Below are 21,872 nucleotides of genomic sequence, written 5' to 3' on the forward strand. Positions count from 1 at the left end.
CCCGGGCCAGCGGGGCGATCAGGGTCAGCGCCCACAGCCTCGTCCGGGCGTGGTCGCGGCAGGAGCCCGACGATCATCGCCTGGACGGCCGGACGGGAAGCCGGCGAGGAGGACTTCCCTGCCTGGCCAGTAGAGCTGCGTCAGGACTCCGTCGGCGAGCACGAGCGTCGTCACTGCGGCCAGGCCGGCGCCGCCGAGGACGTCCGCCGGGCCCGCGCAGTGTCGCACCGCGACCGCGGCGACCGGAGCGGCGAAGCCGGCGAGGACGCCCCACAGGGCCGCGTCGCGCCCGACGCTGAAGCCCTGCACGGCCGCCGCCCAAAGGTAGTACGCCAGGCACGCAGCGACGAAGAACCATGCGGCGCGCAGCGCGGACTGGACGGCCGTCGGCGCCCAGTCGCCGATCAGTGCGACCGTCAGCACCCACAGTGCCGGGTGCGTACCGGCGTCGGCCGCCCCGCCGCCGACGGACTCGTCGGCCACCTTGGCCACGGCGCCGGCGACCAGGCCGGCGATCGCGACGCGCCGACCACCGGCAGCACCGATCGAGCGGAATTGGGCGTCAGGACGAGGCGAACCGCAGCTACTGCGTCCGGAGCGTGACCGCGCCGACGATCGGGACAAATGCGGCGACGACGGCGACGGTCGTGGTGAAGAAGACAGTGGCGCGGTGGGCGCGGACGCCGCCCGCCTCCCGGGCGCTGAAGCCGAAGTGGCGCAGGATGTCGAGGCCCCGATCCGGGTTGGCGGGTTGCGCACCGCCGTACCGATGCCGGGTACACTGCCGCAGGTCATCCGGCGGCTTGCGAGGGTTGGCCGGTTGAGTCATGGTCAAGGATGTCCGTGTACCGCCGGAGAGGGGCGAGATCGGCATAGTGGTGAACAAAGTCCATCCCACTGCTGTGATTGGCGCTGGCGTACAGCTCGGTGACAACAACGTCATCGGCCCCTACACAGTGATCATAGGCCCGACCAGCATCGGTGACGGTAACCTGATCGGCCCGCACGCCTCGATCGGCACTCCCGCGGAGTACCGGGGCGGTCCTCATCCGACCGGCTGGGATGGCGAGATCGCCGGCGCTGGCGTCGCTATCGGTAATGGCAACATCATCCGTGAGTTCGTGACGATCAACCAGGGTACGCATGAGACGACGACGGTGGGCAACGACTGCTACCTTCTCGCCCGCACCCACGTTGGTCATGATTGCGTGCTGGACGATGCCGTGACGTTGGCCGACGCGGTCCAGCTGGGTGGGCATACTCACGTATGGAGCTGGACGAACATCGGCATGGCCAGCGTTGTGCACCAGCGATCCCAGATAGCACCGGGAGTAATGATCGGGATGGGCTCGGCTGTGCGCAAAGATGTTCCGCCTTTCACCATCGCCGTCGGCAACCCTGCGCGCGTCACCGGCGTCAACCGGGTCGGCTTGTCGCGGCGCGGTTGCACGGACGAGATGGTCGATGAGGTCGCCGCGTATCTGGCGGGCAAGTCGGCGATCCCGGGCGATCTGCCGGCGGAGTTGGCCGAGCAACTGGCGGCTTGGATCAAAATTCAGACACAGCAAGGCTGACGAGGAGTACGAACATGACCGAGGAGCTCACTGACCAGCTGCGCAAGGTCTTTGTTGAGGCGCTTGAGCTGCCTGCAGAAGTCGATGTCGAAAACCTGAAGTACCGCGACATCGAGCAGTGGGACTCGCTGGGACACATGACGCTCGTGGGTGCGATCGAGGACGAGTTCGGCGTGCAGTTCGACACCGAGCAGGTGATCGACATGAGCAGCTTCAAGGTCGCCCTTGACATGCTGCGGGGAACGAGCGTCGATGGCTGACGGCACGCCGGGCAACCTGGCGGGACGGGTCGTCGTCGTCACCGGCGGCACGCGCGGCATCGGGCGGGCCACGTCGGATCTCCTGGCCCAGGCCGGCGCTGTAGTGGTGGTCACCGGCCGCGACGAGGTTCGTGTCAAGACAGTGGCCGCGGAACTGTCCGAGGCCAACGGTGTGCCGGTGACAGGAGTCGCCTTCGATGTTGCCGACTTCGACGCGGTTGGCGCCGCGTTCAAGGCCATCGCGGCGCAACACGGGCGGATCGACGGCCTCGTCGCCAACGCGGGGATACTCGATGACGCGTTGATCGGCATGATCAGGCCCGGCCTGGTCGAGCGCCTGCTGGCCACCAACGTGGCGGGCACGATCGCCACGGTGCAGGCCGCCGCCAGGGTCATGATGCGGAAGGGCTCAGGTTCCATCGTCGTCCTCGCGTCGATCGTGGGGGAGAACGGCGGCGTCGGACAGACCGCATACGCGGCGTCCAAGGCGGCTGTGGCGACCGTGGCGCGCTCCGCGGCGAAGGAACTGGGGCCGCGCGGCATCAGGGTCAACGCGGTAGCTCCGGGCCTGATCGACACCGAGATGATCGCGCACCTGCCCAAGACTCTCGTCGAGGAGCGCATCACAGACACCGCGTTGCGTCGCCTCGGCGATCCGGCGGACGTGGCGCGCGTGATCCGGTTCCTGATCAGCGACGAGGCGAGATTCGTGACGGGTCAGGTCCTGGGCGTCGACGGCGGGCTTGTGCTGTGAACACGTCGCTGGTCGCCCCGGGAGCACGACTGATCGACGCGACGACCGGCGACACGCTCACTGGTGAATCGCTGACCAGCGCCATCGGCGCCGTCGCGGGTACGGTCGCCGGTTTTCCCACCGGGGCGGTCTTCGCACGCACCGGACTGACCGTTCGCGCCGCGCTGTCCTACCTGGGTTGCTGGGAAGCGCACCGACCGGTCGTCCTGCTTGACCCGGCGTTGAATCCTCAGACTCTCGCCGACATGGTGCGCCGATTCACACCGGCGGCGATCGTCGGGCTCGATGAGGGGGGCGCCGGCGCCAATCCCGGCGAGCTTCCACCCGGTTACGAGCGTCAGGTGTTCGAGGCGATCGGGCCTGCCTGGGTTCGACGTGGTGACGTCGCGGCCGCGCCGCAGCCGCATCCGGACCTTGGACTCATGCTGGCGACCTCCGGGTCCACGGGTGACCCGAAGCTCGTCCGGCTGTCGCGCACCGCGATCGCGTCCAACGCCGTGGCCATCGGCCAAGTGCTGCACCTTGACAGCAACGAGATCGCGCCGACGAGCCTGCCGCTGTTCTACAGCTACGGCATGTCGGTCCTCAACAGCCACCTGGCCGCCGGTGCGGCCGTCGTCGTGGTCGACGGCGGAGTCCTGTCGCGCGACTTCTGGGCGGCCGTCGACCGCTACCAGGCAACCTCACTGGCGGGCGTCCCGTACAACTACGAGATGCTCGCCAAGATCCGGTGGAGCCCGGCGAAGCACCCGAGCCTGCGCATGCTCACCCAGGCCGGCGGCCGGCTCCGCAACGAGATGATCCTGGCGTACCACGAGAAGATCCAGGCGCTCGGCGGCCGGTTCTACGTCATGTGGGGCCAGACCGAGGCGGGTCCCCGGATGAGCACATTGCCCGCCGAACGGCTCCCGGAGTACGTCGGCTCTCCCGGATGCGCGGTTCCGGGCGGCAGCTTGTCCGTACGCACGGAAGACGGTACCGAGACCCAGCAGGCCGGCGTCGAGGGCGAGATCATCTATCGCGGCAGCAACGTGATGATGGGGTACGCCGACAATGCCGCCGACCTGAGCCGCGGCGATGACCTCGGCGGTGTCCTGGCCACCGGTGACCTGGGGTACCTGGACGAGGAGGGCTTCCTGTTCCTCACCGGTCGGCTGAAGCGGATCGGCAAGGTCTTCGGGATCCGGGTCAACCTGGATGACATCGAGAAGATGGTCGGCCGGAGCGCGGTGGACGGCGTCGGACCGGTGGCCGCTGTGCCGGCGGGAGACGGCGTCGTCGTCTGGTGCGAAGGCGACCTTGACGCGAGTCGCCGGGCGGAGATCGCGAAACTGCTCGCCGAACGGATGAAGGTCCACCGCTCCGGATTTGACGTGCGGGCCATCGACGTGCTCCCGCTATTGTCGAACGGCAAGGTTGACTACAAGGCCCTGGAGGCGAACACATGAACGGCAACTCCGAGGCACTCCAGCGATGACCCTCGCCACAAGCGTTTTCAGCAAGCCCCAGGCACAGCGCGAGGCCGACCTGCTCGACGAGCTCGTCGCCCTCACCGACCACCACCGGGCCAGAAGCCTCGAGTATCGACGGATCCTCGATGCCACCGGTCATCCGGTCGGGCGCACGTATGAGCGCGTCGCCGATCTGCCCTGGCTGCCGGTGCGTCTGTTCAAGACGCATGCCCTGAAGAGCGTGCCGGACGACGAGGTGTTCAAGCTGCTCACCTCCAGCGGCACCACGGGTGCCGAGGTGAGCCGCATCTTCCTCGACAAGGAGGCCGCCGCGCTTCAGCAGCGCATGCTGTCGGCGGTCCTGCAGCAGGTCGTGGGGCCTAGCCGGCTGCCGATGCTGCTGGTCGACACCAAGGGGCTGCTGAAGAACCGTCGTTCGTTGTCGGCTCGCGGCGCGGGCGTCTTGGGACTGATGAACTTCGGCCGCAACCACGTGTTCGTGCTCGATGAGGAGGACCGGCCCGACGTAGAGGCCGTCCGCACGTTCCTCGACAAGCACGGCAGCGAGCCCTTCCTGATCTTCGGTTTCACCTTCATGGCGTGGCTCTACCTGTACGAGCTGGCCAGCAACGAGGGCCTCGACCTGTCCAACGGCATCCTCATCCACAGCGGCGGCTGGAAGAAGCTGATCGATCGGGCGGTCGACAATGCTGAGTTCCGCCGCCGGTTCGCCGCTGACACCGGGCTTACCAAGATCTACAACTACTACGGCATGGTCGAACAGATCGGCACCATTTACCTGGAAGGTCCGTCGGGCGACGGGCTCTACTGCCCGGACTTCGCCGACGTCATCATCCGCGATCCGGTCACCTGGGCCGAGGTGCCGGTCGGCACGCCGGGTGTCGTCGAGGTGGTGAGTACTCTGCCTCGCTCGTACCCGGGACATGTCCTGCTCACCGAGGACCTGGGCGTCATTCACGGGATCGATGACGGAACCTGGCCCGGCAAGCGCTTCTCCATCATTGGGCGGCTGCCGCGGGCCGAAGCTCGGGGCTGCAGCGACACCTTCGAAGGGGCGTCATGACCAAGCTGGAGCAACGCTTTCCGGTTGCGGCGCCAGTCAGCGTCGGCGAGCTCCTGGCTGAGATGGGAGACGAGCCGACCGGCGGTCGGCTGCGCGTCGGCGACCCACGGGTGCGCGAGTTTCTGGTGGCACTCGCCCGTCGCCTGCTCGCGCCGGCCACCGCGCGCCGGTTCCCGGAACTGGCCTCACTCGGCTTCTTCCTCCGGCGTGGCGAAATTGACAAGATCATCGACTCCGTCACGCCGGGCAAGGACGAGCTGCGGTTCCCGCGAGGCTTGGTCTTCCACGTGCCACCGGCGAACGTCGATACCATCTTCGTGTATTCCTGGGCACTGTCGGCGTTGGCCGGCAACTCGAACGTCGTACGGATATCCCCGCGTTCGGCCGGGGCCGCGACGGCATTGGTTGACGCGCTGAACGCAACGCTTGCCGACGCCCATCCGGCGATCGCCCAGACGCAGCGGATGGTCACGTTCGGCCACGACGACGCGGCGTTCGCGGCTCTCTCCCTCGGCTGCGATCTGCGGGTGATCTGGGGTGGCGATCAGGCGGTTTCGCAGATCCGGCGCCACCCGCTGCGGCCGTCCGCGCGTGACCTCACGTTCCCCGACCGTGCGTCGTTCGCGGTCATCTCAACCGCCGGATGGTTCGCCGCGGACGCGGAGGCGCGGCGAGACGTGGCGATCGGTCTGTACAACGACTCGTACTGGTTCGACCAGGCCGCGTGTGCCTCGCCGCGCGCCATTTACTGGGTCGGTGACGCTGAGTCGGTGGGCCGCGCGCAGCGTGAGTTGTTCGCGTTGTTGGACGACGTGGTGACGGCCAAGGCCACGGAGGTCGGCCCCGCCATGGCGATTGAGAAGCGAGTGTCGACCTACGGCCTGGCGGCCGAGGGCGTGGCGAACGAGATCCGGTTCACCGGCAACGCGATCGCCACGCTGGACCTCACCGCACCCGAGTTCGTCCCGCGACGTTGGCTCGGAGTCGGCACGTTCCCACAGGCGCGGCTGGAATCACTGACCGACATGGTCGGCATCGTTGAACGGCGAGACCAGACGGTCAGCCACTTCGGTTTCGCCAGGGAAGAGCTGGTGACCTTCGCCGAGCAGCTGTCCGGTCGCGGTGTCGATCGCATGGTGCCCATCGGTGCGGCGCTGGCGTTTTCGTCCACCTGGGACGGCTACGACCTTCTGCGTGAGTTCACCCGACTGACCGTCGTCCAGACGAAGAGCTAATCGCACGACGCGCGATCGTGATCCTCGCGGGATTCGCATCCCGCGAGGATCACGACGATGTCTCAGCTACGGGCTCCGAACGCTGTTGGGTCCGACGCCTGACCGCGATCGAAACGGCGGCTCCCGCCGCGGTCAACGCATCCGCGAGCACGAACAGGATCCGTGACGCGAGCGCGATGCCAAGGGCAGTTCCGGCGGCGTTGGGCGCGGGCAGGGCCGGCACCAAGGCGGCTACCAGCACGGCCTCGCGTACGCCGAGTCCGGACGGCGCGAAGATGGCGAACAGGCTGATCGTCAGCGCGAGGGCGAAGGCGCCGACGGAGCGGATGAGACCATTCACGCCGGGCGCCGCTTGTGCGTTGGCCAGCAGCCAGAGATGCACCCCGAAGCAGATCCAGCCAATCGCCGCCCACCCGACGACCCGGAGCACGCCGGACCACGTCAGCGAATGCGTGAGTGGCGGCCGTCGCAGCAGGCGCAGGAGCAGCTGGACGAGACGGGTCAGCACCGGCGGAACGGCACAGATGATCGCGACTGGAAGCAGCGCGATCATGGCGTAAAGAGCGAACCTTACCGGCTCGGCGTAGGTCTCATTGTCGCCGGTGCTGCTGATCAGCGCCGGCACCGCGAGCGTGCCGAGGCCGAGAGCGGCGGTGGTGCCGAGGCCGACCGTGACTACCGAAGCCAGAAACGCGCGAGCGCGTGGCAGCCCGGCACGGCGGCCGAGCTCCATCTGCATCACATATGCCCACACGCTTCCGGGCAGGTACTTGCCCAGGGCGCCGATGAAGTTGATCTGGGATGCGGAGATGAAGGGTACGTCGTGCTCGAGGTCCTTCAGGCTCGCCTTCCAGGCCATCACGTTGGCCAGCATGCCGAGAATGAGCGCCACGAAGGACAGCAGCACGGATTGCCATGCCAGGCCGAGCCAGGTCTGACGGACCTGGGACCACTGCGTAACGACGGCGTAGACCATGAACGCGGCGATAGCGATCGCGAGCAAGATCTTCAGCGCGGCAACGATGACTCGTCGTGCGTTCGATACCGGGCGTGCGGGCTGGGGTGCCGCGCTTACCGTCGCAACGGTGTTCACCACAGGATTCGGCCTCCGCGTTTCTCGCTGAGGCGTCTGCCGCCCGGACCGGGGCAGCCGCCCAAACGTGCCGAGTGTAGTCACCAGAGGCGGCGGCGGGCACCCCTGCCCCGTCAATGATGTTTACACTCCGCCCAACCTCACGGTTTGGGCACTACAGACAGTGAGCTTGGTGCCTACTCTCGCCAGAAGATGGGCCGGTTTTGTCGTTTCTGTGAGAAAAGTGCCGATTGGCCATGGGAGATCCGAGGTCAACAACATGTAGTAGAGTCCCGCGCGGCACAACCCCGGCCAAGGAGTTTCGCAGTGATCCCCATTTCTTCAGTCCGTATCAGCGAGGAAGCGGAGCGTCTCGCTATCGAGGTGATCCGCTCGGGCATGCTGGCTCAAGGCCCGATGGTCGCTCGCCTCGAGCGCGAGTTCGCCGAGTTCGTGGGTGTGAAACACGCGATCGCAGTGAACAACGGCACAACCGCGCTCGTCGCGGCTGTCCAGGCACTCGACCTCCGGCCGGGTGACGAAGTGATCACCAGTCCGTTCACGTTCGTCGCGACCCTCAACGCAATCCTTGAGGCCGGAGCCGTCGCTCGGTTCGCCGATATCCGGGAAGACGACTTCTGCATTGATCCCGAGGCGCTCGAAGCCGCGATCGGCCCGCGGACGAAGGTACTGATGCCCGTGCATTTGTATGGGCAGACCGCGGACATGGAGAGGATCGCGCCGACCGCGCAGCGCCACGGCCTGGCCCTTATCGAAGACTCCGCCCAGGCGCACGGCGCCACGATCGGTGGGCGCGGCGCGGGCAGCTTCGGCATCGGCACGTTCTCGTTGTATGGCACGAAGAACATCACAACCGGCGAAGGTGGCTTGATCACCACCAACGACGACCAGATCGCGGACCGTCTTCGGGTGCTGCGCAATCAGGGCATGCGGCAGCGCTACCAGTACGAGATGGCCGGCCACAACTACCGGCTGACCGACCTGCAGGCGGCGCTCGCCATCCCGCAGCTGGCGAGCTACGACGAGCTGGTGAAGCGGCGCAAGGAGAACGCGGCTCGGCTCTCGGCCGGCCTGCAGGGCCTCCCGGGCGTGCGTGTCCCGACCGAGCTGCTCGGCCGTTCGCACGTGTGGCACCAGTACACGGTGCTGATCACCGACGAGTCGCCCCGCGCCCGCGACGAGATCGTGCGGCTGCTGAACGAACGCGGCATCGGCTGCGGCATCTACTACCCCAAGGTCGTGTACGACTACGAGTGCTACGCCGCCAACGCCAACGTGATCCCTGATCCGGCGCCAGTAGCCGAGCGGGTCGCTGCGCGGTGCCTGTCGTTGCCGGTGCACCAGCACCTGACCGACGACGACGTCGACCAGGTGATCGAGAGCGTGCGTGCGGTGGTGACGGCATGAGCGCGGCACGCCCCAAGATCGTCCTGGTCGGAACCGGCTCGATGGGTTCCCTGCACGCACGGGTTCTCTTCCAGTCCGAGCGCTGCGATCTGGTGCGGGTCGTCGACCCCAACCGAGAGGCCGGGGCGGGTGTCGCGAACCGATTCGGCGCGCAGTGGACGCCGGAGCTGGGCGACCTCGACGATGTGGACGCCGTGGTTCTCGCGGCTCCGACGGAGCACCACTACAACGTTGCCCACGACATCCTCGCCGCAGACAAGCCGCTGCTCATCGAGAAGCCCGTCTGCGCGAGCCTGGCCGAGAGCGAGGAGATCGTCGACCTGGCCGAGAAGCGCGGCCTGCCGCTGGTCTGCGGTCTTCTTGAACGGTTCAACCCTGCCGTGGTGACGGCGTTGGCGCTGGTCGACCAACCGGTCCACGTGGCCGCCATCCGGCACTCGCCGTACGCGCCGCGCATCCGCACCGGGGTTGCGTGGGACCTGCTCGTACACGATGTCGACCTGACCATCCAGATCTTCGGTGGAGCGGAGCCGAGCAGGGTGCACGGCACCCTCGGGCATTTCCACCCGCAGTCGGTCACCGCGGCGGAGGATGTGGCCGAGGCGGTCATGAGCTTCGCGGCGGGCGGCCTGGCGACGGTGTCCGCCAGCCGCATCAGCCAGCGCAAGACGCGGGCTCTGACCATCGCGGAGGTCGACCGTCTCGTCGAGGTGGACCTGCTACGCCGGGACGTGACCATCTACCGGCACGTCTCGCTCGACGCCGCCACCCCGGACGGGCGCGGTTACCGCCAGCAGAGCATCATCGAGATTCCCGAGCTGACGACCGGGCGAGAGCCACTGGCTGCCCAGCTGGATCACTTCCTCGACATCCTCGCCGGCGATGTCGACGCTGACGTCGAACGAAGCAGAATCCTGCCGTCGCATCGGGTCGTTGGGCGGCTGCTGCAGGATGGCCAGCCGTGACACCGTCGGCAGCGGCGGTCGGGATGTCCGAGCACGGATTCCCACCAAACCCGTACAACGCGCACGCGTGGGTCAGCGGTGATCCGGTCATCGGTGAAGGAACGTGGATCGGCGCCTTTACGGTTATCGATGGCTCTGGCGGCCTCACCATAGGCGCCGGATGTGACATCAGCTGCGGAGCGCAGATCTACACCCACTCGACCGCGCGTCGGTGCGTCTCCGGGCGCGAATACCCGCAGATCGATCGGGCACCGGTGCGCATCGGCGACCGGGTATTCATCGGTGCCAACGCGACCGTTCTGATGGGAGTTACGATCGGGGACGGCGCTGTGGTTGGCGCCGGAGCCGTCGTTACCCGCGACGTGCCGCCTGGTGCCATGGTCGTCGGTGTCCCAGCCAAGGTGGTGGCCACGGTGGCCGTCGATGGAGCGGATGTCAGCTACATCCCGGTCAAGGAGGACAGCGGATGCGTGTCGCAGTAGTCAACAACTTCTTTCCTCCTCGGGTCGGCGGCAGCGCGCACCTTTCTGACGCCCTCGCCAGGGGATATGCGGCCGCCGGTCACGAGGTGCTCGTGCTGACGGTGAGCTACAAGGACGCGCCGGAACACGAGACCCGCAGCGGATACCGCGTCGTGCGGCTGCCCGGCTGGACGCTGCCGAAACTGCCGTTGCCGATCAGCTTCGACATCGGGTTCAGCAGCCGCCCCTCGCTGCCGCGACGCATCCGCACGATCCTCGACGAGTTCGCTCCGGACGTCATCCATCAGCACGGTCAGTTCTTCGATCTCACGTGGGCAAGCGGGCTCTACGCGCGCAAGCGGGGCATCCCCACGCTGTTGTCGGTGCACACCCGGCTGGAAAGTCCGAGGGGCCTCTTCAAGTACGGCTTCCAGGCCCTCGACGCGATGCTTGTCGCACCGATCCTGCGGCGGTTCAAGCCGCGATTCGTCGTGATGGATGTACACATGGAGAAGTACATCCAGAAGCGCTACCGCCGGGCGATCTCCGGCTTGAGCTACATCCCGGTCGGGGTGAACGTGGACGACATCAGCCGGGGCGACGGCGCCCAGGTGCGCGAGCGGCTCGGGCTCGTCGGCCGGCCAATGATCTTGTCAATTGGGCACGTCATTCCGCTGCGAGACCGGGTGCGGTTGGTGCGGGCGCTGCCTCGCGTGCTCGAGAAGGTCCCAGACGCGGTGGTGGTCGTGCTCGGCGCGATCCATTACGACGCGTTCCTGCGGTTGGCCGACCAGCTTGGCGTCCGGCATGCGATCAGGACCGTCGGCGCGGTGCCCAAGGCGGAGATCCCCGACTATCTGGCCGCGGCCGACGTGGAAACGCACGACCTCGACGGTCTGGGGCTCGGCACGGCCAGCCTGGAGAGCATGGCGGCCGGGTGTCCGGTGGTGGCGGCGGTCCGGGCCGACAACTTTCCCGGGGTGGAACTCGTCGACCGCGAGCACCTCTACCTGTCCCAGCCAGGCGACGACGAGGACCTAGCTAATGCGATCATCGAGGTGCTCGCCGATCCGGCCGGCGCCCGAGCGACGGTCGGCGTGGGCGGTCAGCGTCTGGTGCAGGAGAAGTTCCAGATCTCGTCCGTGATCAACCAGCACCTGACCACGCTGGACGAGCTTGCCCCGCATCGAAGCCGGTCAGCTGATGGCGACGTGTCGACGCGTCGTTGATCGATAAACGGAGAGGTCTCCGCTAGATGGTTCATCCACCAAGACGAGCCAATAGCACGGAGACCTCCCATACGCTGTTGGGGTCCGCGTCGCCGGGCGTGAACAACACGAGGTCGATTTAGCCGTCGGAGTGCGGGTATCGGCGCAGCGTCTGAGCCAGCGCGTCACCCACGTATGGCCGGCAAGTAGCCCTTGACGTAAGCGGTTCCCTTGCTGGCGTTGAGGTAGAGGCCCGGTGAGAAGTACGTCCCGGCCGCGAAGATGACGCAGGCCAGGAACCCGACGCCAGCGGTAACCCAGGCCCGCACCGGCTGCGGCCGGGAACTCCCGCCGCGCAGTGCCGACAACGCCGACCCTCCATACCGACGCACTGCCCGTCGACGGGGGCGGGAGGCGCGGAAATGCCGTGTGGGCCCCCCGACCGGAGGGCCCACATGACGGCCGATCAGCGTCGCCAGACGCCCCAGTGATGGACGCGGTCCTCGCCGATGAGGTGCCACTCGGATCCCTCCGAGAAGCTCGCCGCCGAGTTGTTGCGGTCCAGCGGGGCGATGACAAGGTCGACGCCGGGTGGTGGCTGCCGGAGATCGGTGAAGTACTGCAGCCTCGTCCAGTAGATCTCGCGCTCGTGCTGGCCTCGCACGATGTAGTGCATACCGGCGTAATAGCCGACCGTCTCACCCGGCTTGACCCCGATGTCGCGGATCAGGCGGGGCACGTCCTGGTACTCGGCGGACGATCGCGGCTCGCTGATCCGTTCGGTGATCGTGTAGAGGGCGACGCCGTTGAACAGGATCAGGATCGCCAGGGCGACCTGGCTCGTCCGGCGGTGGGCCAGCATGGCCGCGAACACCGCCAAGAGTCCCAGCACCGCGGCGGTGGCGACAGCCACCCGTAGGTGCGTGTAGGTGTTGCTGAGGAACGAGGTCTCCGGCGCGTCCCAGGCGATGAAGTACTCCTGGGGCATGTGCCGGCCGTCGTAGGCCAGCACTATGAACCCGGCTGCCACGACCGCCGCCGCGCCGCCCGCCGCCCGCAACGCCGCCCGTCGGATGCCGACGTTCAGCAGCGCGGCGATGCCGGCCAGCGTCCACACCGGCACCAGGAAGGCCAGGTACCGCGGGTAAACCTGGTGATTGATACGCAGGTCGTCGGGCAGCCCGGCGGCCGAGATGAACGCGATGCCCACGCTGGCCAGCAGCGCGGTGACCAGCACCGCCCACCGCTGCCAATCGGTGTCGCGCCGGCGCAGTAGCCATGCGACCGTCAGCACCACGGCCACCCCGCTGAGCCCCCACCCGCTCACCATGAGGCTCCACATCTGGCCGATCGCCCGGCACACCGTGGTCACCAGCCCGTCGACGGTGGTGAGGTGGACCTTGAGCCGGGACTCGGAAACGCCCGCGTTGCCGATCGAGATGGCCGATCCGAGGATCGCCTTGAGCGGGAAGTCGAGGGCGGCCACGACGACGGCGCTGCCAGCGGCCAGCAGGGCACGCCGCCACGCGAACCGCCGCAGCACCGCGAGCAGGAGCACGGCGAACACGTGCACGGCCACCAGCACCGTGCCGCGGGCGTGCGAGAGGTAGATCGAACCGGCAAAGGCGCCGCTTCCGACCGCGGCCAGCAGTGCCCGGCGTGAGTTCGTGCCGGTCAACGCCACGTGCAGCAGGATCAACCAGCCCAGTGCGACCGGAGCGAGGATCGTGTCGATCATCGCGAACTCGCTGTAGTACGCCACCGCCGGAAGCGCCGCGACGGCGAACGCCGCCACCAGCGCCAGCACCCGACGAACGTCGAGCACCCGGCGGGCGAACAGGTAGGCCAGCGGGAACGTCAACGCGTTGAGCAGCGCGTTGATCACCTGCACGTTTCGGAAGACGGTGAACGGCTCGGTGGTCGGCCAGTAGGCCGGCGAGATCAGCAGCGGATACAGCACGCGGCGGAACAACGCACCTTCGCCGACCGACACGCCTCCGGGACCGCCCGCGAACACCCGGGCGGCGATCAGGTAACCGTCCTCATCGGGGTGCACGGTGACGTACGGCACGCTGCGAGAGAGGTAGATCCGCCAGGCTACGTGCACCAGCCACCCGCCGACGAGGGCCAGCATCAGAACGAGCGGACGGCCGGGTCGGTGCGCGTCGGAGGTGACCGTGGCCGGTTCGCTCTCGGCTGGCCCGGTCACGTCGGCGTTGGGCCCGTCAGTGGACTCCTCACGGGCCGCGGCAGTCGTTGCTTCGTACACCGCTACCTCGCCGTCGTATGCAGTGCCGCATCATCATCGGCGGCCGTTCGGGGCTGCGGGATGGGAGCGCCCGCGACCGCCTGCGGCACCCCGGCCCCCCGCAGGGTCAGCAAGCTCGCCAGCAGACCGGAGAACATGGTCACCACGCCGAGCGCGATAGCTGTCGCCGACGGCAGCACCAGACGGATCGTGGACCGTGGGTCCAGCGGCCCGAAGTTGTGCTGCCCCCAGTTGCTGACGGCGGCCACCGTGCCGGCCAGGCCGCCCAGGATCAGCACGATGCCCACCGCGGCACAGGTCTCCAGCCGCAGCATCCGGGCCCACCGGCCAACCTGACGATCGGTGACGAGTCCGACGTCGCGCCCGTAGAGCTGGGCGAAACCGCCGAACAGCGCGAGCTGCGTGCCGATGATGACCGCCAGGCAGGCATACACAAGCGCGTTGATGTCGAACTCGGTGCTGCCGATCCGCACCGGCCCGATCGCCAGCAGAACCGTTGCGATCAAGCCGAGCACGCCGATCACCCGACCTGGCCACACCAGCGCCTTGCGAGGCGCCATGACCAGCAGGAAGCGCAGGTGCCGCCACCCGTCCCGCCAGGTGCGCAGGTGCGGCTTACGGCTGCGCCCGTCGACAGCGAGCGTGGTCGGCACCTCGACGATGTCGTAGCCGGCCAGCGCCGCGCGCACCACCAGCTCGGAGGCGAACTCCATGCCGGGCATGCAGAGTCGCAGCTGCTCGATCCGGTCCCGGCGGAAGCCTCGGATGCCGCAGTGGAAGTCCTTCACGTGCTTCAGACCAAACAACCACCGCCCCAGCCAGGACAGCACCGGGTTGCCCAGGTACCGGTGCAACGGTGGCATCGCGCCCGGGGCGATCCCGCCCCGGAACCGGTTGCCCATCACCACGTCATGGCCGGCCCGCAGCGCGTCGATGAACGGCTTGAGGTTGGCCAGGTCGTACGAGTCGTCGGCGTCCGCCATGATGACGTACCGGCCGCGCGCCGCCTCGATGCCGGCCAGCAGCGCACCCCCGTATCCACGGATCGGGGCCTGGATGACCCGGGCGCCACAGTCCTCCGCGATCTTCTGGGAACCGTCGGTCGAGCCGTTGTCGCTGACCAGCACCTCGCCGTCCACGCCCAGCTCGGTGAGCGACTGCAGCGCCTTGCTGACGCACACGGCCAACGTCTCAGCCTCATTGAGGCAGGGGAGGAGAACGGTGACCTCAAGTTGTTGTGTCGGCATCCAGGTTCCTCTCGGGAAGCACGGGCTCATCCGGCGCGGGGCGGGTCGCCGCCCGCACGCGCAGCCAGGCGAAAGCGCCTGCCATGACCAGCAAGGGGCTGGCCGAGTGCCCGTACCGTCGTTCGAACATTGATGTAGCGAAGGAGATCGTAATGATGGCGAGGCCGCAGCCCACCAGCAGCAATGCGCCGCTTCCATACGACCAGCCCGGGCGTCGCGGCCGCCACGCCAGCGCCACCGCGATGCCCACCACCAACAGGAACTGGACCGGGAACGGCAGCGTGAACACAGCGGCATACCATCGGAAGGCCGTGCGGGACTTGGTGCTGCTGGGTCTCTGGAGGCTGGCCGGCTCAGTGGAGCCATCGGCCGCCACGTGCGGGAAGCAGTCTACACCTTTGACGACTTTTCCCAGGTCCCAGTAGGCGTCCAGACACTGCGTATTCGGGCCCAGGCGCCGGTCCGGGTAGAAGAAGTACCGCACCACGTCGCGCGTGACTGTGAAGGCGTAGTCACCCGGCTGTTGGGTGATCACCTTGACGGCGAAGCTCTTCAGCAGCGGCTCGTCGGGATAGCGCTGCGCCGGGCTATCCGGGCTCCACACAAACCAGTCGGGCCGTTCCGGGCGCTGGCCGAGCGGTTGCACCGGGCACAGTCTCCGCTCCTGTTCGGTGAGCTTCAGCCGGTCACAGTCGGAGATCCCGGCTGTCCGCCCGTACAGGAAGCGCCCGCTCCAGCCGGTGAGCCCGTACTCGTCGTGGTGGGAGTGGAACCACACAGCGTAACCGCCTAGCGTCACCAGCATCGCGGTGGCGAAGCCGAGCAGCGGCCGCCAACCGACCCAGCGCACCAGCAGGTAACCGCCGGCAAGGGCGCACAGTGGCAGGCCGATGACGCGGACCAGCGTCGCGCCGCCGAGCAGGAGCCCGGCGGCCAGGCTGAGCCAGATATTCGGCTTGTCCCGCCACAGCAGCAGCACCAGGCCGCCGACCAGCAGCGCGGCGAACAGTGAATCCGCGATCAGGTAGTGCTCCAGCACGATCGCCCGCGCATCCAGGGCCAACGGCGCCGCCGCGACGAGTGCCAGCCAACGCGGCGCGGCGCGTCGGTGCAGCATGGCGTACACCGCCACGGGCAGCGTCAACCCGAGGAGGTGCTGAGCGGCCGTCACCGTCCAAAGGTCACCCAACGGCATCAGCACCCTCAACCAGGCCGAGTAACCAGCCGGGTGCCAGTTGCCCGGAGTGAGGGGATGGGACTCGCGCAGGTAGTTCCGGTAGTCGTCGAACCACAGCGCCGGCGAGTACGCCTTGGCGAGGAGCAGCCGGGCGGCAATGCCGATGAGGAGCAGGCCGGCCAGCCCGCGGTGGCGACGCAGCGTCGCGATCAGGAGGCCGGCCCAGCGAGGCCCGGCCAGCACCCAGGAAGGCCGTCGGCCCGCCCCATCCATCGACCGATGTGAAACGGCGAGGCCGGGCGATCTGGCGGCAGGCGTTGACGTGCTATCGGGGAGTACTGGCACAGTCTTCGTCCCAGGGGGTTTCGGTATGTCGACGCGCCCGGTGCCGGTCGGCACGGACGCGAACCGCACGGTACCGCATGAAGTGCCTGGCGATGTACCCCCGGAGGTTGTCGTGGGCTGGACTCGGGCCGCAGGTTCTTCTATGCGCCATTTCGTCCTGCGGAGCGACTGGCCACGTAATGCAGGACAGGATGGCCTGCACGATGCCCAAAGGGCGGAAATGGTCGGTGGAAGAGCAGCCGTTCGCCATCTGTTTGCGAAAGCAGAGGGGGTCGGCCACGATGCGTTCTACTAGGCCGCGAGTCGAATGCACCGCCCCCAGCGCGATGCACCCCGTAGTGTAAAATCCCGGGTCGTGTCAGACCTCCGCTGCAACCAGATCCGGTTTTGCCAGTACACATCTGGGCGGGAAATGTGAGACCAGGTGTGATCAGCTCCGGCGAAGACATGAGGACCGGAGAGTCTCACTCGACGTCAAACGGGGAGCGCCGCGCCGGGCGGTTGCCGGGCCCCCTGTTCGTCGGCGTGGTCGCCGCTCTCGTCGCGGCGGCGTGGCTCATTCCGGTGCTCTGCATGGCCCTCGGGGTCGGCTGGCTGTTGCCGTTGCTGATCTGGGTTGCGACGGCCTCCCTGATCAGGAGCGGACGGAACATCCTCGACCGGCTGGTCCTGGCCCTCGGTTTGCTGGTCGGGTTGACCTGCGCGGTAGGGCTAGGCCTGTCGCTATGGACGGCGACGCTTCGGCCGGTCCCATCCTCCGCGCTGGCGCTGACCGGCCTGGTGCTGGCCGCTGTGCTGGCCCGGCGCCGACCGGAGTTCCCGACGGCGGGCCTTGGCTGGCCCGCACTCGCCATTCTCGGTGGCACACTCGCGTGCGCGGGCTTCGCCGTGCGGCCGTTTCTCGGTCAAGACTTCGCCGGGCGGCTGAGCATCCTCGCCATGGGCGGCGATCTGGCCCGGCACTTCACCATCTACGACACGATCCGAAGCGTCGGCGGATTTCTGTTCATGCATCGAGATGTGCCGATGCCGAACGTCGATGCCGGCTACGAGAGTTACCCGCAGGGTAGCCATTTCATCTATGCCTTGCTGGCCAACGTGATGCCGCAGGGCGCCGACAGCAGCGACGCGGTCGCGTCGTTCGGGCTGCTCATCACGCTCGACATCGGCACCTTCGTGGTGTTGTGCCTGGCCACGCTGTGGGCCACCCGTTGGGTGGCTGGGCCGCTGCTGGGCGACTGGGTCGCGCTGCCGTTCCTCGCCGCGATCTCCGGCTACCTCTGCTTCGGTGACCCGATCACCCTGCTGACTCGGGGGTTTCCGTCGGAGATGGCCGGCTGGGCGATGCTCGCGATACTGGCCGCGATCGTCGTCCGGCCCGTCGCCCGCATCCGAGAACAGATCGTCTTGGTCGCCGCGCTGGTCGTAGCCGTCTCGTTCACGTACTTCCTGTTCCTGCCGTTCGCGCTGACCGCCGCGCTCGTCTGGATGATCCGCGCGCGCCGGCAACTGACGCAGCGGTGGATCATCACTGTCAGTGTCGCCTTGGCCGCTCTTGCTCTGGCCGCGGTCTCGCCGGTGGTGAATACCGTCCTCAGTCCTGCTGGCGTGGGTGAACGGCTGCTGCTTCCGGGCGAGATCACCAAGGTGTCGCGACAGGTGGTCATCTTCTGGCTGCTTATCGTGATCGCCGCGCCGGTGCTCAGGTGGCAGCGCCATTCGCCGATTTGGCGCACTGTCGTCGCGCTCCTCTTGCTGACGGCGTCGCCGGCGGCGGTGATGTTCGGGTACCAGGTGCTCATCGGGCGCACCCAGCAGACCTACTACGTGGACAAGTTGTTCCACGAGATGCTTCTCGTCACGGTGGTGTGCTCGGGCTCAACCCTGCTGATCTTGCGTCCGGCGGCCCGAGCTTTCGCAGCGCGCCGCGTCATCGCCGTCGCGTATGCCTGGATCCTCGCCATCGCGCTCTTCGTCAGCGTCACCGATCTGGAGTTCTACGCGCCGGCCGGATCGGGTCGCCTGCATTTCCAGCAGCGCAACGCCATCTGGCAGGCCGGTAAGGGGACGGTGAAGACCATCCAGCTCTACCCCAAAGCCGACGGCCGGCTGACCTGGGTGCAGCTCGGCTCCCGCGCCGACCTCGGCAATCGTGATGCCAGCCATTGGGCGACGTTGTATACCGCCGCCCTGCAGCGCAACTATCGGGCGAGTTGGTCGGTCTTCTACTGGGGCTATCCGTGGCTGGCCACCAGCGACGCGGAGATGGCCGAGTTCTTCATGACCTCTTCGACGCCTTACCGGGTCTTGGTCGACGACACGATAAGTCTGGAAATGTTCCGGCGGATACAGACCCAATACCCTGCCCTGGACTTGGAGATCGTGGACTTGCGAGGTCGGTCGTGAAGCGGCTCGGGATGGCCGTCGGTGCCGCCGCTCTGCTCGGGTCATTGCTGGTTGGCTGCGGTAAGCCGGCGCAGCAACAGACCGGACCGCTTACGGCGGCGGCGCTCAAGAAGGACGCATGCTCTGCCTACACGACGCGGACGATGTTGTCCGTGCTGACGCCTGCGCTTCGTGGTGCCGGCTGGCCCGCCATGAAGCCCGTCGGCCAGCGGGGAGCCAGTCGGGTCAGCGACAACGTCCAGCGCTGCCTTTACAGGCTGCTTCCAACCGACCACAAGCTCAGCGGTGACCAGCAACTCAACATCTACATCTACAACGAACAGCACAACGGTGGCCGGCTGATGTCGGCGTGCATGACCCGCCCGCTGGCCACCGCGGCGCCCGTGCGGATCGGCGACGAGACGTGCGTCGGTAACACCGGACAGCTGCGATTCCGGATCGGCGAGGATTATGTGTCGGTACTGGTCGAGACTCCGCCGCGAACGATCAGTGGCACGCAGGAAGTCGGGGCCGATGACACAAGGACGTTCGTCGCCCCCACGGATCCGGCGGCCCGCGCGGCGCTCGCCGCGGTGGTGGCGCAGGACCTCGTCCAGCGGTGGGCCCGCTAGATGATTGATGCCTTGAAGATTTAGAGGCGCATATGGTGAAGGCCTCGTCGTGGTTGGACTTGTGTGGTAACCAAATCCAACTCGACGAGGCCTTCGCACACCCACACCGATCAGCTCGGGCGAGTTACGGACACGACTTCCGGCGCCCGCTTAAGCCGTCATGTTCACGAGCTCGCGCATGCCCTGCTCGACCGTGATGGTCGGCTCCCAGCCGAGCACCTCGCGGGCCCGGGTGATGTCCGCCGCCCGGCGGCTGACCAGCACCTCACGGCCATTGAAGATCGGCTCGACGTCCACGCCGACCGCGTCGATGAGGATCTTCGTCAGCTGCGCGATTGAGGTGTCCACGCCGGTGCCGATGTTGAAGGGCAGGCCGTCCCGCTCGCTCTCCAGAGCGGCGACCACCGAACGGGCCAAATCGGTGACGTGAATGAAGTCCATCGACTGCTCGCCCTTGCCGTCGATGACCGGAGCCTGGCCCGAACGGAGTCGCTGGATGAAGGTGTTGATGACGCTGGTGTAGTAAGCCTCGATCTTCTGACCGGGGCCGTATACGTTGAAGAACCTCAGCGCGTTCCAGGAGAGGCCCTTGTGGCGCTGGTAGAACGCGAGGAGGTCTTCGCCGGCGCGCTTGGAGATGCAGTAAGGCGTCAGCGGGTTGAGGCGATCATCCTCGTGCATCGGCAGCTTCTGCGGGTCGCCGTACACGGAGGCCGAGGACGCGAACACGACTCGGCGCACACCATGGTCGGCCGCGGCGGCGAACACATTGTGATTGCCGACCATGTTGATGTCGATCGACTCGTAGGGGTCGGCCAGGCTCTTGTTGATCGACACCGTCGCGAAGTGGATGACGTCGGTGCAGCCCTTCATGGCCGCGTGTACGGCACCGCCGTAACGGACGTCCTGCTCGACGAGTTCGACTTTACCCGTCTCGACCAGCGCGTTGACGGCCGACCGGTCGCCTCGCGCCATGTTGTCGAAGATCCGGATCCGGTAGCCCTTCGCCAACAGCAACGGGATTGTGTGCTGGGCGATGAAACCAGCGCCGCCGGTGAAGAACACGGTCCGATCGTTGGACATGGTCAAAAGCTCCTCAGAGACTTCGGGATGAACGGACAGCGGTGACAACCTCACGCACCGCGGTTGCGACGGTCTCGACCTGCGCGTCGGTCAGATTGGCGTGCATGGGGATAGCCAGTTGCCGCGCAAAAATATCGGCCGACACCGGGCAGGCGCTACTCGCGCCGTAGAGAGGCTGAACATGCGATGCGTATGTGCCGAAGTTGCACTGGACGCCGCGCTCACGCAGGCGCAGCGCGACCTCGCCACGGTTGACCGTCGGGTCGAGCGTCAGGATGTACGCCTGCCAGCTGTGCTCGCGGTCGGGAGCCTCGGCGGGAAGAGTGACCAGGTCGAAGTCCTTCAGCAGCTCGGCGTAGCGGGCCGCGACCTGGCGACGGGCGGCGAGCAGATCGGGGAGCCGATCGAGCTGGGCGAGCATCATCCCGGCGGCCACGTCTGACATGCGGTAGTTGTAGCCGAGCTCGTCGAAGGATGGAATCGGCAGCTCGCGACTCGCCTCGCGGCTCAACGCACCTTCGATCCCGTACGTGTGCAGCTTCCGAGCGTGGACGGCGAGGTCCTCCCGGTCGGTGACAAACGCTCCGCCCTCGCCTGCGGTGATGCCCTTGCGTCCGTGGAAGCTGAAGGTGGCCACGTCGGCCAGGCTGCCCGCCGCCCGGCCCCGGTATGTCGCGCCCGCTGAGCAGGCCGCGTCCTCGACGAGGAACAGGCCATGACGATCCGCGATGGCACGCAGCTCGTCGTAGTCCGCGCATTGGCCGGCCACGTCGACGGCAATGATCCCCACCGTCTTCGGCGTGATCGCCGCCTCCACGGCGGCGGGATCGATCGTCCAGATGTCCGGACGCACGTCCGCGAACACCGGCTTCGCGCCCCCGTACATCACGGCGTGACCGGTAGCCGGGAAGGTGTAGTCCCCGACCACGACCTCATCGCCCGGCTTGACACCGAGCGTCAGCATCGCCAAGTGCAACGCCGCGCCGCAGTTGGTGGTGGCCAGTGCATGCGACGCACCCGCCACCGCCGCGAACCGTTGCTCGAACCGCGCGCAGGTCGGGCCCGCACCAGCAAGCCAACCGCTGCGCAGCACCTCGGCGATGGCCTCGAGCTCCGCGTCCCCGACCGTAGGTTGACCAAGTGCGATGACTTCCGTCACGATCACTCCCATCGTGCTACACACAGTTTGTCCTGCCAGCAGCCGGTGCGGACGGGCAGGTCCCGCTGGAGTCTAGGCGTGCC

21 protein-coding genes are annotated in these 21,872 nt (G+C 67.4%); 12 read left to right on the top strand and 9 right to left on the bottom strand.

The genetic code is table 11. From position 1 onward, the window contains the following. Positions 1-24: 24 nt before the first annotated feature. Positions 25-492: a hypothetical protein gene (locus ABT297_RS00240; RefSeq protein ID WP_350542890.1), complete on the bottom strand. Its 468-nt coding sequence runs from the start codon at positions 490-492 to the stop codon at positions 25-27. A gap of 91 nt (positions 493-583) precedes the next feature. Next, a complete protein-coding gene (locus ABT297_RS00245) occupies positions 584-835 on the bottom strand; it encodes a hypothetical protein (RefSeq protein WP_350542892.1) in 252 nt (83 codons plus the stop codon). On the opposite strand from ABT297_RS00245, the gene ABT297_RS00250 reads away from it, so the two are divergent. From ABT297_RS00250 to ABT297_RS00275, 6 genes are read left to right on the top strand one after another with little or no spacing between them, the layout of a single operon-like run. Continuing rightward, a complete protein-coding gene (locus ABT297_RS00250) occupies positions 828-1,574 on the top strand; it encodes a UDP-N-acetylglucosamine acyltransferase (protein WP_350542894.1) in 747 nt (248 codons plus the stop codon). The two genes, ABT297_RS00245 and ABT297_RS00250, sit on opposite strands and share 8 nt — an antisense overlap. A 14-nt stretch (positions 1,575-1,588) precedes the next feature. Further along, positions 1,589-1,834 (top strand): acyl carrier protein, encoded by a 246-nt coding sequence (locus ABT297_RS00255; protein WP_350542896.1) that lies wholly within the window; start codon positions 1,589-1,591, stop codon positions 1,832-1,834. Beyond that, the gene (locus ABT297_RS00260; RefSeq protein ID WP_350542898.1) at positions 1,827-2,588 is read left to right on the top strand and encodes an SDR family oxidoreductase; all 762 of its coding nucleotides are present in this window, start codon (positions 1,827-1,829) and stop codon (positions 2,586-2,588) included. Before ABT297_RS00255 ends, ABT297_RS00260 begins: the two co-directional genes overlap by 8 nt. Continuing rightward, positions 2,585-4,036: an AMP-binding protein gene (locus tag ABT297_RS00265; protein ID WP_350542900.1), complete on the top strand. Its 1,452-nt coding sequence runs from the start codon at positions 2,585-2,587 to the stop codon at positions 4,034-4,036. Before ABT297_RS00260 ends, ABT297_RS00265 begins: the two co-directional genes overlap by 4 nt. 25 nt (positions 4,037-4,061) lie before the next feature. Continuing rightward, positions 4,062-5,123 (top strand): LuxE/PaaK family acyltransferase, encoded by a 1,062-nt coding sequence (locus ABT297_RS00270; protein ID WP_350542902.1) that lies wholly within the window; start codon positions 4,062-4,064, stop codon positions 5,121-5,123. Continuing rightward, positions 5,120-6,358 (top strand): acyl-CoA reductase, encoded by a 1,239-nt coding sequence (locus ABT297_RS00275; protein WP_350542904.1) that lies wholly within the window; start codon positions 5,120-5,122, stop codon positions 6,356-6,358. Before ABT297_RS00270 ends, ABT297_RS00275 begins: the two co-directional genes overlap by 4 nt. Before the next feature lie 49 nt (positions 6,359-6,407). Here ABT297_RS00275 and ABT297_RS00280 read toward each other — a convergent pair whose 3' ends face one another. Next, positions 6,408-7,454, bottom strand: a complete 1,047-nt coding sequence (locus ABT297_RS00280; RefSeq protein ID WP_350542906.1) for a lysylphosphatidylglycerol synthase domain-containing protein — start codon at positions 7,452-7,454, stop codon at positions 6,408-6,410. A 303-nt stretch (positions 7,455-7,757) separates the two neighbouring features. Here ABT297_RS00280 and ABT297_RS00285 point away from each other — a divergent pair, with 303 nt between their 5' ends. Genes ABT297_RS00285 through ABT297_RS00300 form a run of 4 tightly spaced genes read left to right on the top strand, consistent with a single transcriptional unit; the run spans position 7,758 to position 11,513 of the window. Further along, entirely contained in the window at positions 7,758-8,858 is a 1,101-nt protein-coding gene (locus tag ABT297_RS00285; RefSeq protein WP_350542908.1) for a DegT/DnrJ/EryC1/StrS family aminotransferase, read from the top strand. Further along, the gene (locus ABT297_RS00290) at positions 8,855-9,823 is read left to right on the top strand and encodes a Gfo/Idh/MocA family protein (protein WP_350542910.1); all 969 of its coding nucleotides are present in this window, start codon (positions 8,855-8,857) and stop codon (positions 9,821-9,823) included. The genes ABT297_RS00285 and ABT297_RS00290 overlap by 4 nt, the downstream gene beginning before the upstream one ends. Then, a complete protein-coding gene (locus tag ABT297_RS43100) occupies positions 9,820-10,305 on the top strand; it encodes an acyltransferase (protein ID WP_502885462.1) in 486 nt (161 codons plus the stop codon). The genes ABT297_RS00290 and ABT297_RS43100 overlap by 4 nt, the downstream gene beginning before the upstream one ends. Further along, on the top strand, positions 10,290-11,513 hold the full coding sequence (locus tag ABT297_RS00300; protein WP_350542912.1) for a glycosyltransferase family 4 protein: 1,224 nt from the start codon (positions 10,290-10,292) through the stop codon (positions 11,511-11,513). Before ABT297_RS43100 ends, ABT297_RS00300 begins: the two co-directional genes overlap by 16 nt. Before the next feature lie 164 nt (positions 11,514-11,677). Here ABT297_RS00300 and ABT297_RS00305 read toward each other — a convergent pair whose 3' ends face one another. The 4 genes from ABT297_RS00305 to ABT297_RS00320 form a co-directional block, all read right to left on the bottom strand. After that, positions 11,678-11,860, bottom strand: a complete 183-nt coding sequence (locus tag ABT297_RS00305) for a hypothetical protein (RefSeq protein ID WP_350542914.1) — start codon at positions 11,858-11,860, stop codon at positions 11,678-11,680. Positions 11,861-11,958: 98 nt separating this feature from the next. Next, on the bottom strand, positions 11,959-13,761 hold the full coding sequence (locus ABT297_RS00310) for a hypothetical protein (RefSeq protein ID WP_350542916.1): 1,803 nt from the start codon (positions 13,759-13,761) through the stop codon (positions 11,959-11,961). 2 nt (positions 13,762-13,763) lie between these two features. Next, positions 13,764-15,008, bottom strand: a complete 1,245-nt coding sequence (locus tag ABT297_RS00315; RefSeq protein ID WP_350542918.1) for a glycosyltransferase family 2 protein — start codon at positions 15,006-15,008, stop codon at positions 13,764-13,766. Continuing rightward, entirely contained in the window at positions 14,989-16,458 is a 1,470-nt protein-coding gene (locus tag ABT297_RS00320; RefSeq protein WP_350542920.1) for a hypothetical protein, read from the bottom strand. The genes ABT297_RS00315 and ABT297_RS00320 overlap by 20 nt, the downstream gene beginning before the upstream one ends. A 498-nt stretch (positions 16,459-16,956) precedes the next feature. On the opposite strand from ABT297_RS00320, the gene ABT297_RS00325 reads away from it, so the two are divergent. Both ABT297_RS00325 and ABT297_RS00330 read left to right on the top strand, forming a co-directional pair. Beyond that, a complete protein-coding gene (locus ABT297_RS00325) occupies positions 16,957-18,936 on the top strand; it encodes a hypothetical protein (RefSeq protein WP_350542922.1) in 1,980 nt (659 codons plus the stop codon). Further along, the gene (locus tag ABT297_RS00330; RefSeq protein WP_350542924.1) at positions 18,933-19,547 is read left to right on the top strand and encodes a hypothetical protein; all 615 of its coding nucleotides are present in this window, start codon (positions 18,933-18,935) and stop codon (positions 19,545-19,547) included. Before ABT297_RS00325 ends, ABT297_RS00330 begins: the two co-directional genes overlap by 4 nt. Positions 19,548-19,697: 150 nt before the next feature. Here the strand turns inward: ABT297_RS00330 and ABT297_RS00335 are convergent, their stop codons facing one another. Then, a complete protein-coding gene (locus tag ABT297_RS00335; RefSeq protein WP_350542925.1) occupies positions 19,698-20,678 on the bottom strand; it encodes an NAD-dependent epimerase/dehydratase family protein in 981 nt (326 codons plus the stop codon). After that, on the bottom strand, positions 20,644-21,789 hold the full coding sequence (locus tag ABT297_RS00340; RefSeq protein WP_350542927.1) for a DegT/DnrJ/EryC1/StrS family aminotransferase: 1,146 nt from the start codon (positions 21,787-21,789) through the stop codon (positions 20,644-20,646). Before ABT297_RS00340 ends, ABT297_RS00335 begins: the two co-directional genes overlap by 35 nt. Positions 21,790-21,872: the final 83 nt, after the last annotated feature.

The sequence above is a fragment of the Dactylosporangium sp. NPDC000555 genome, assembly GCF_040300025.1.
Classification (GTDB): Bacteria; Actinomycetota; Actinomycetes; order Mycobacteriales; family Micromonosporaceae; genus Dactylosporangium.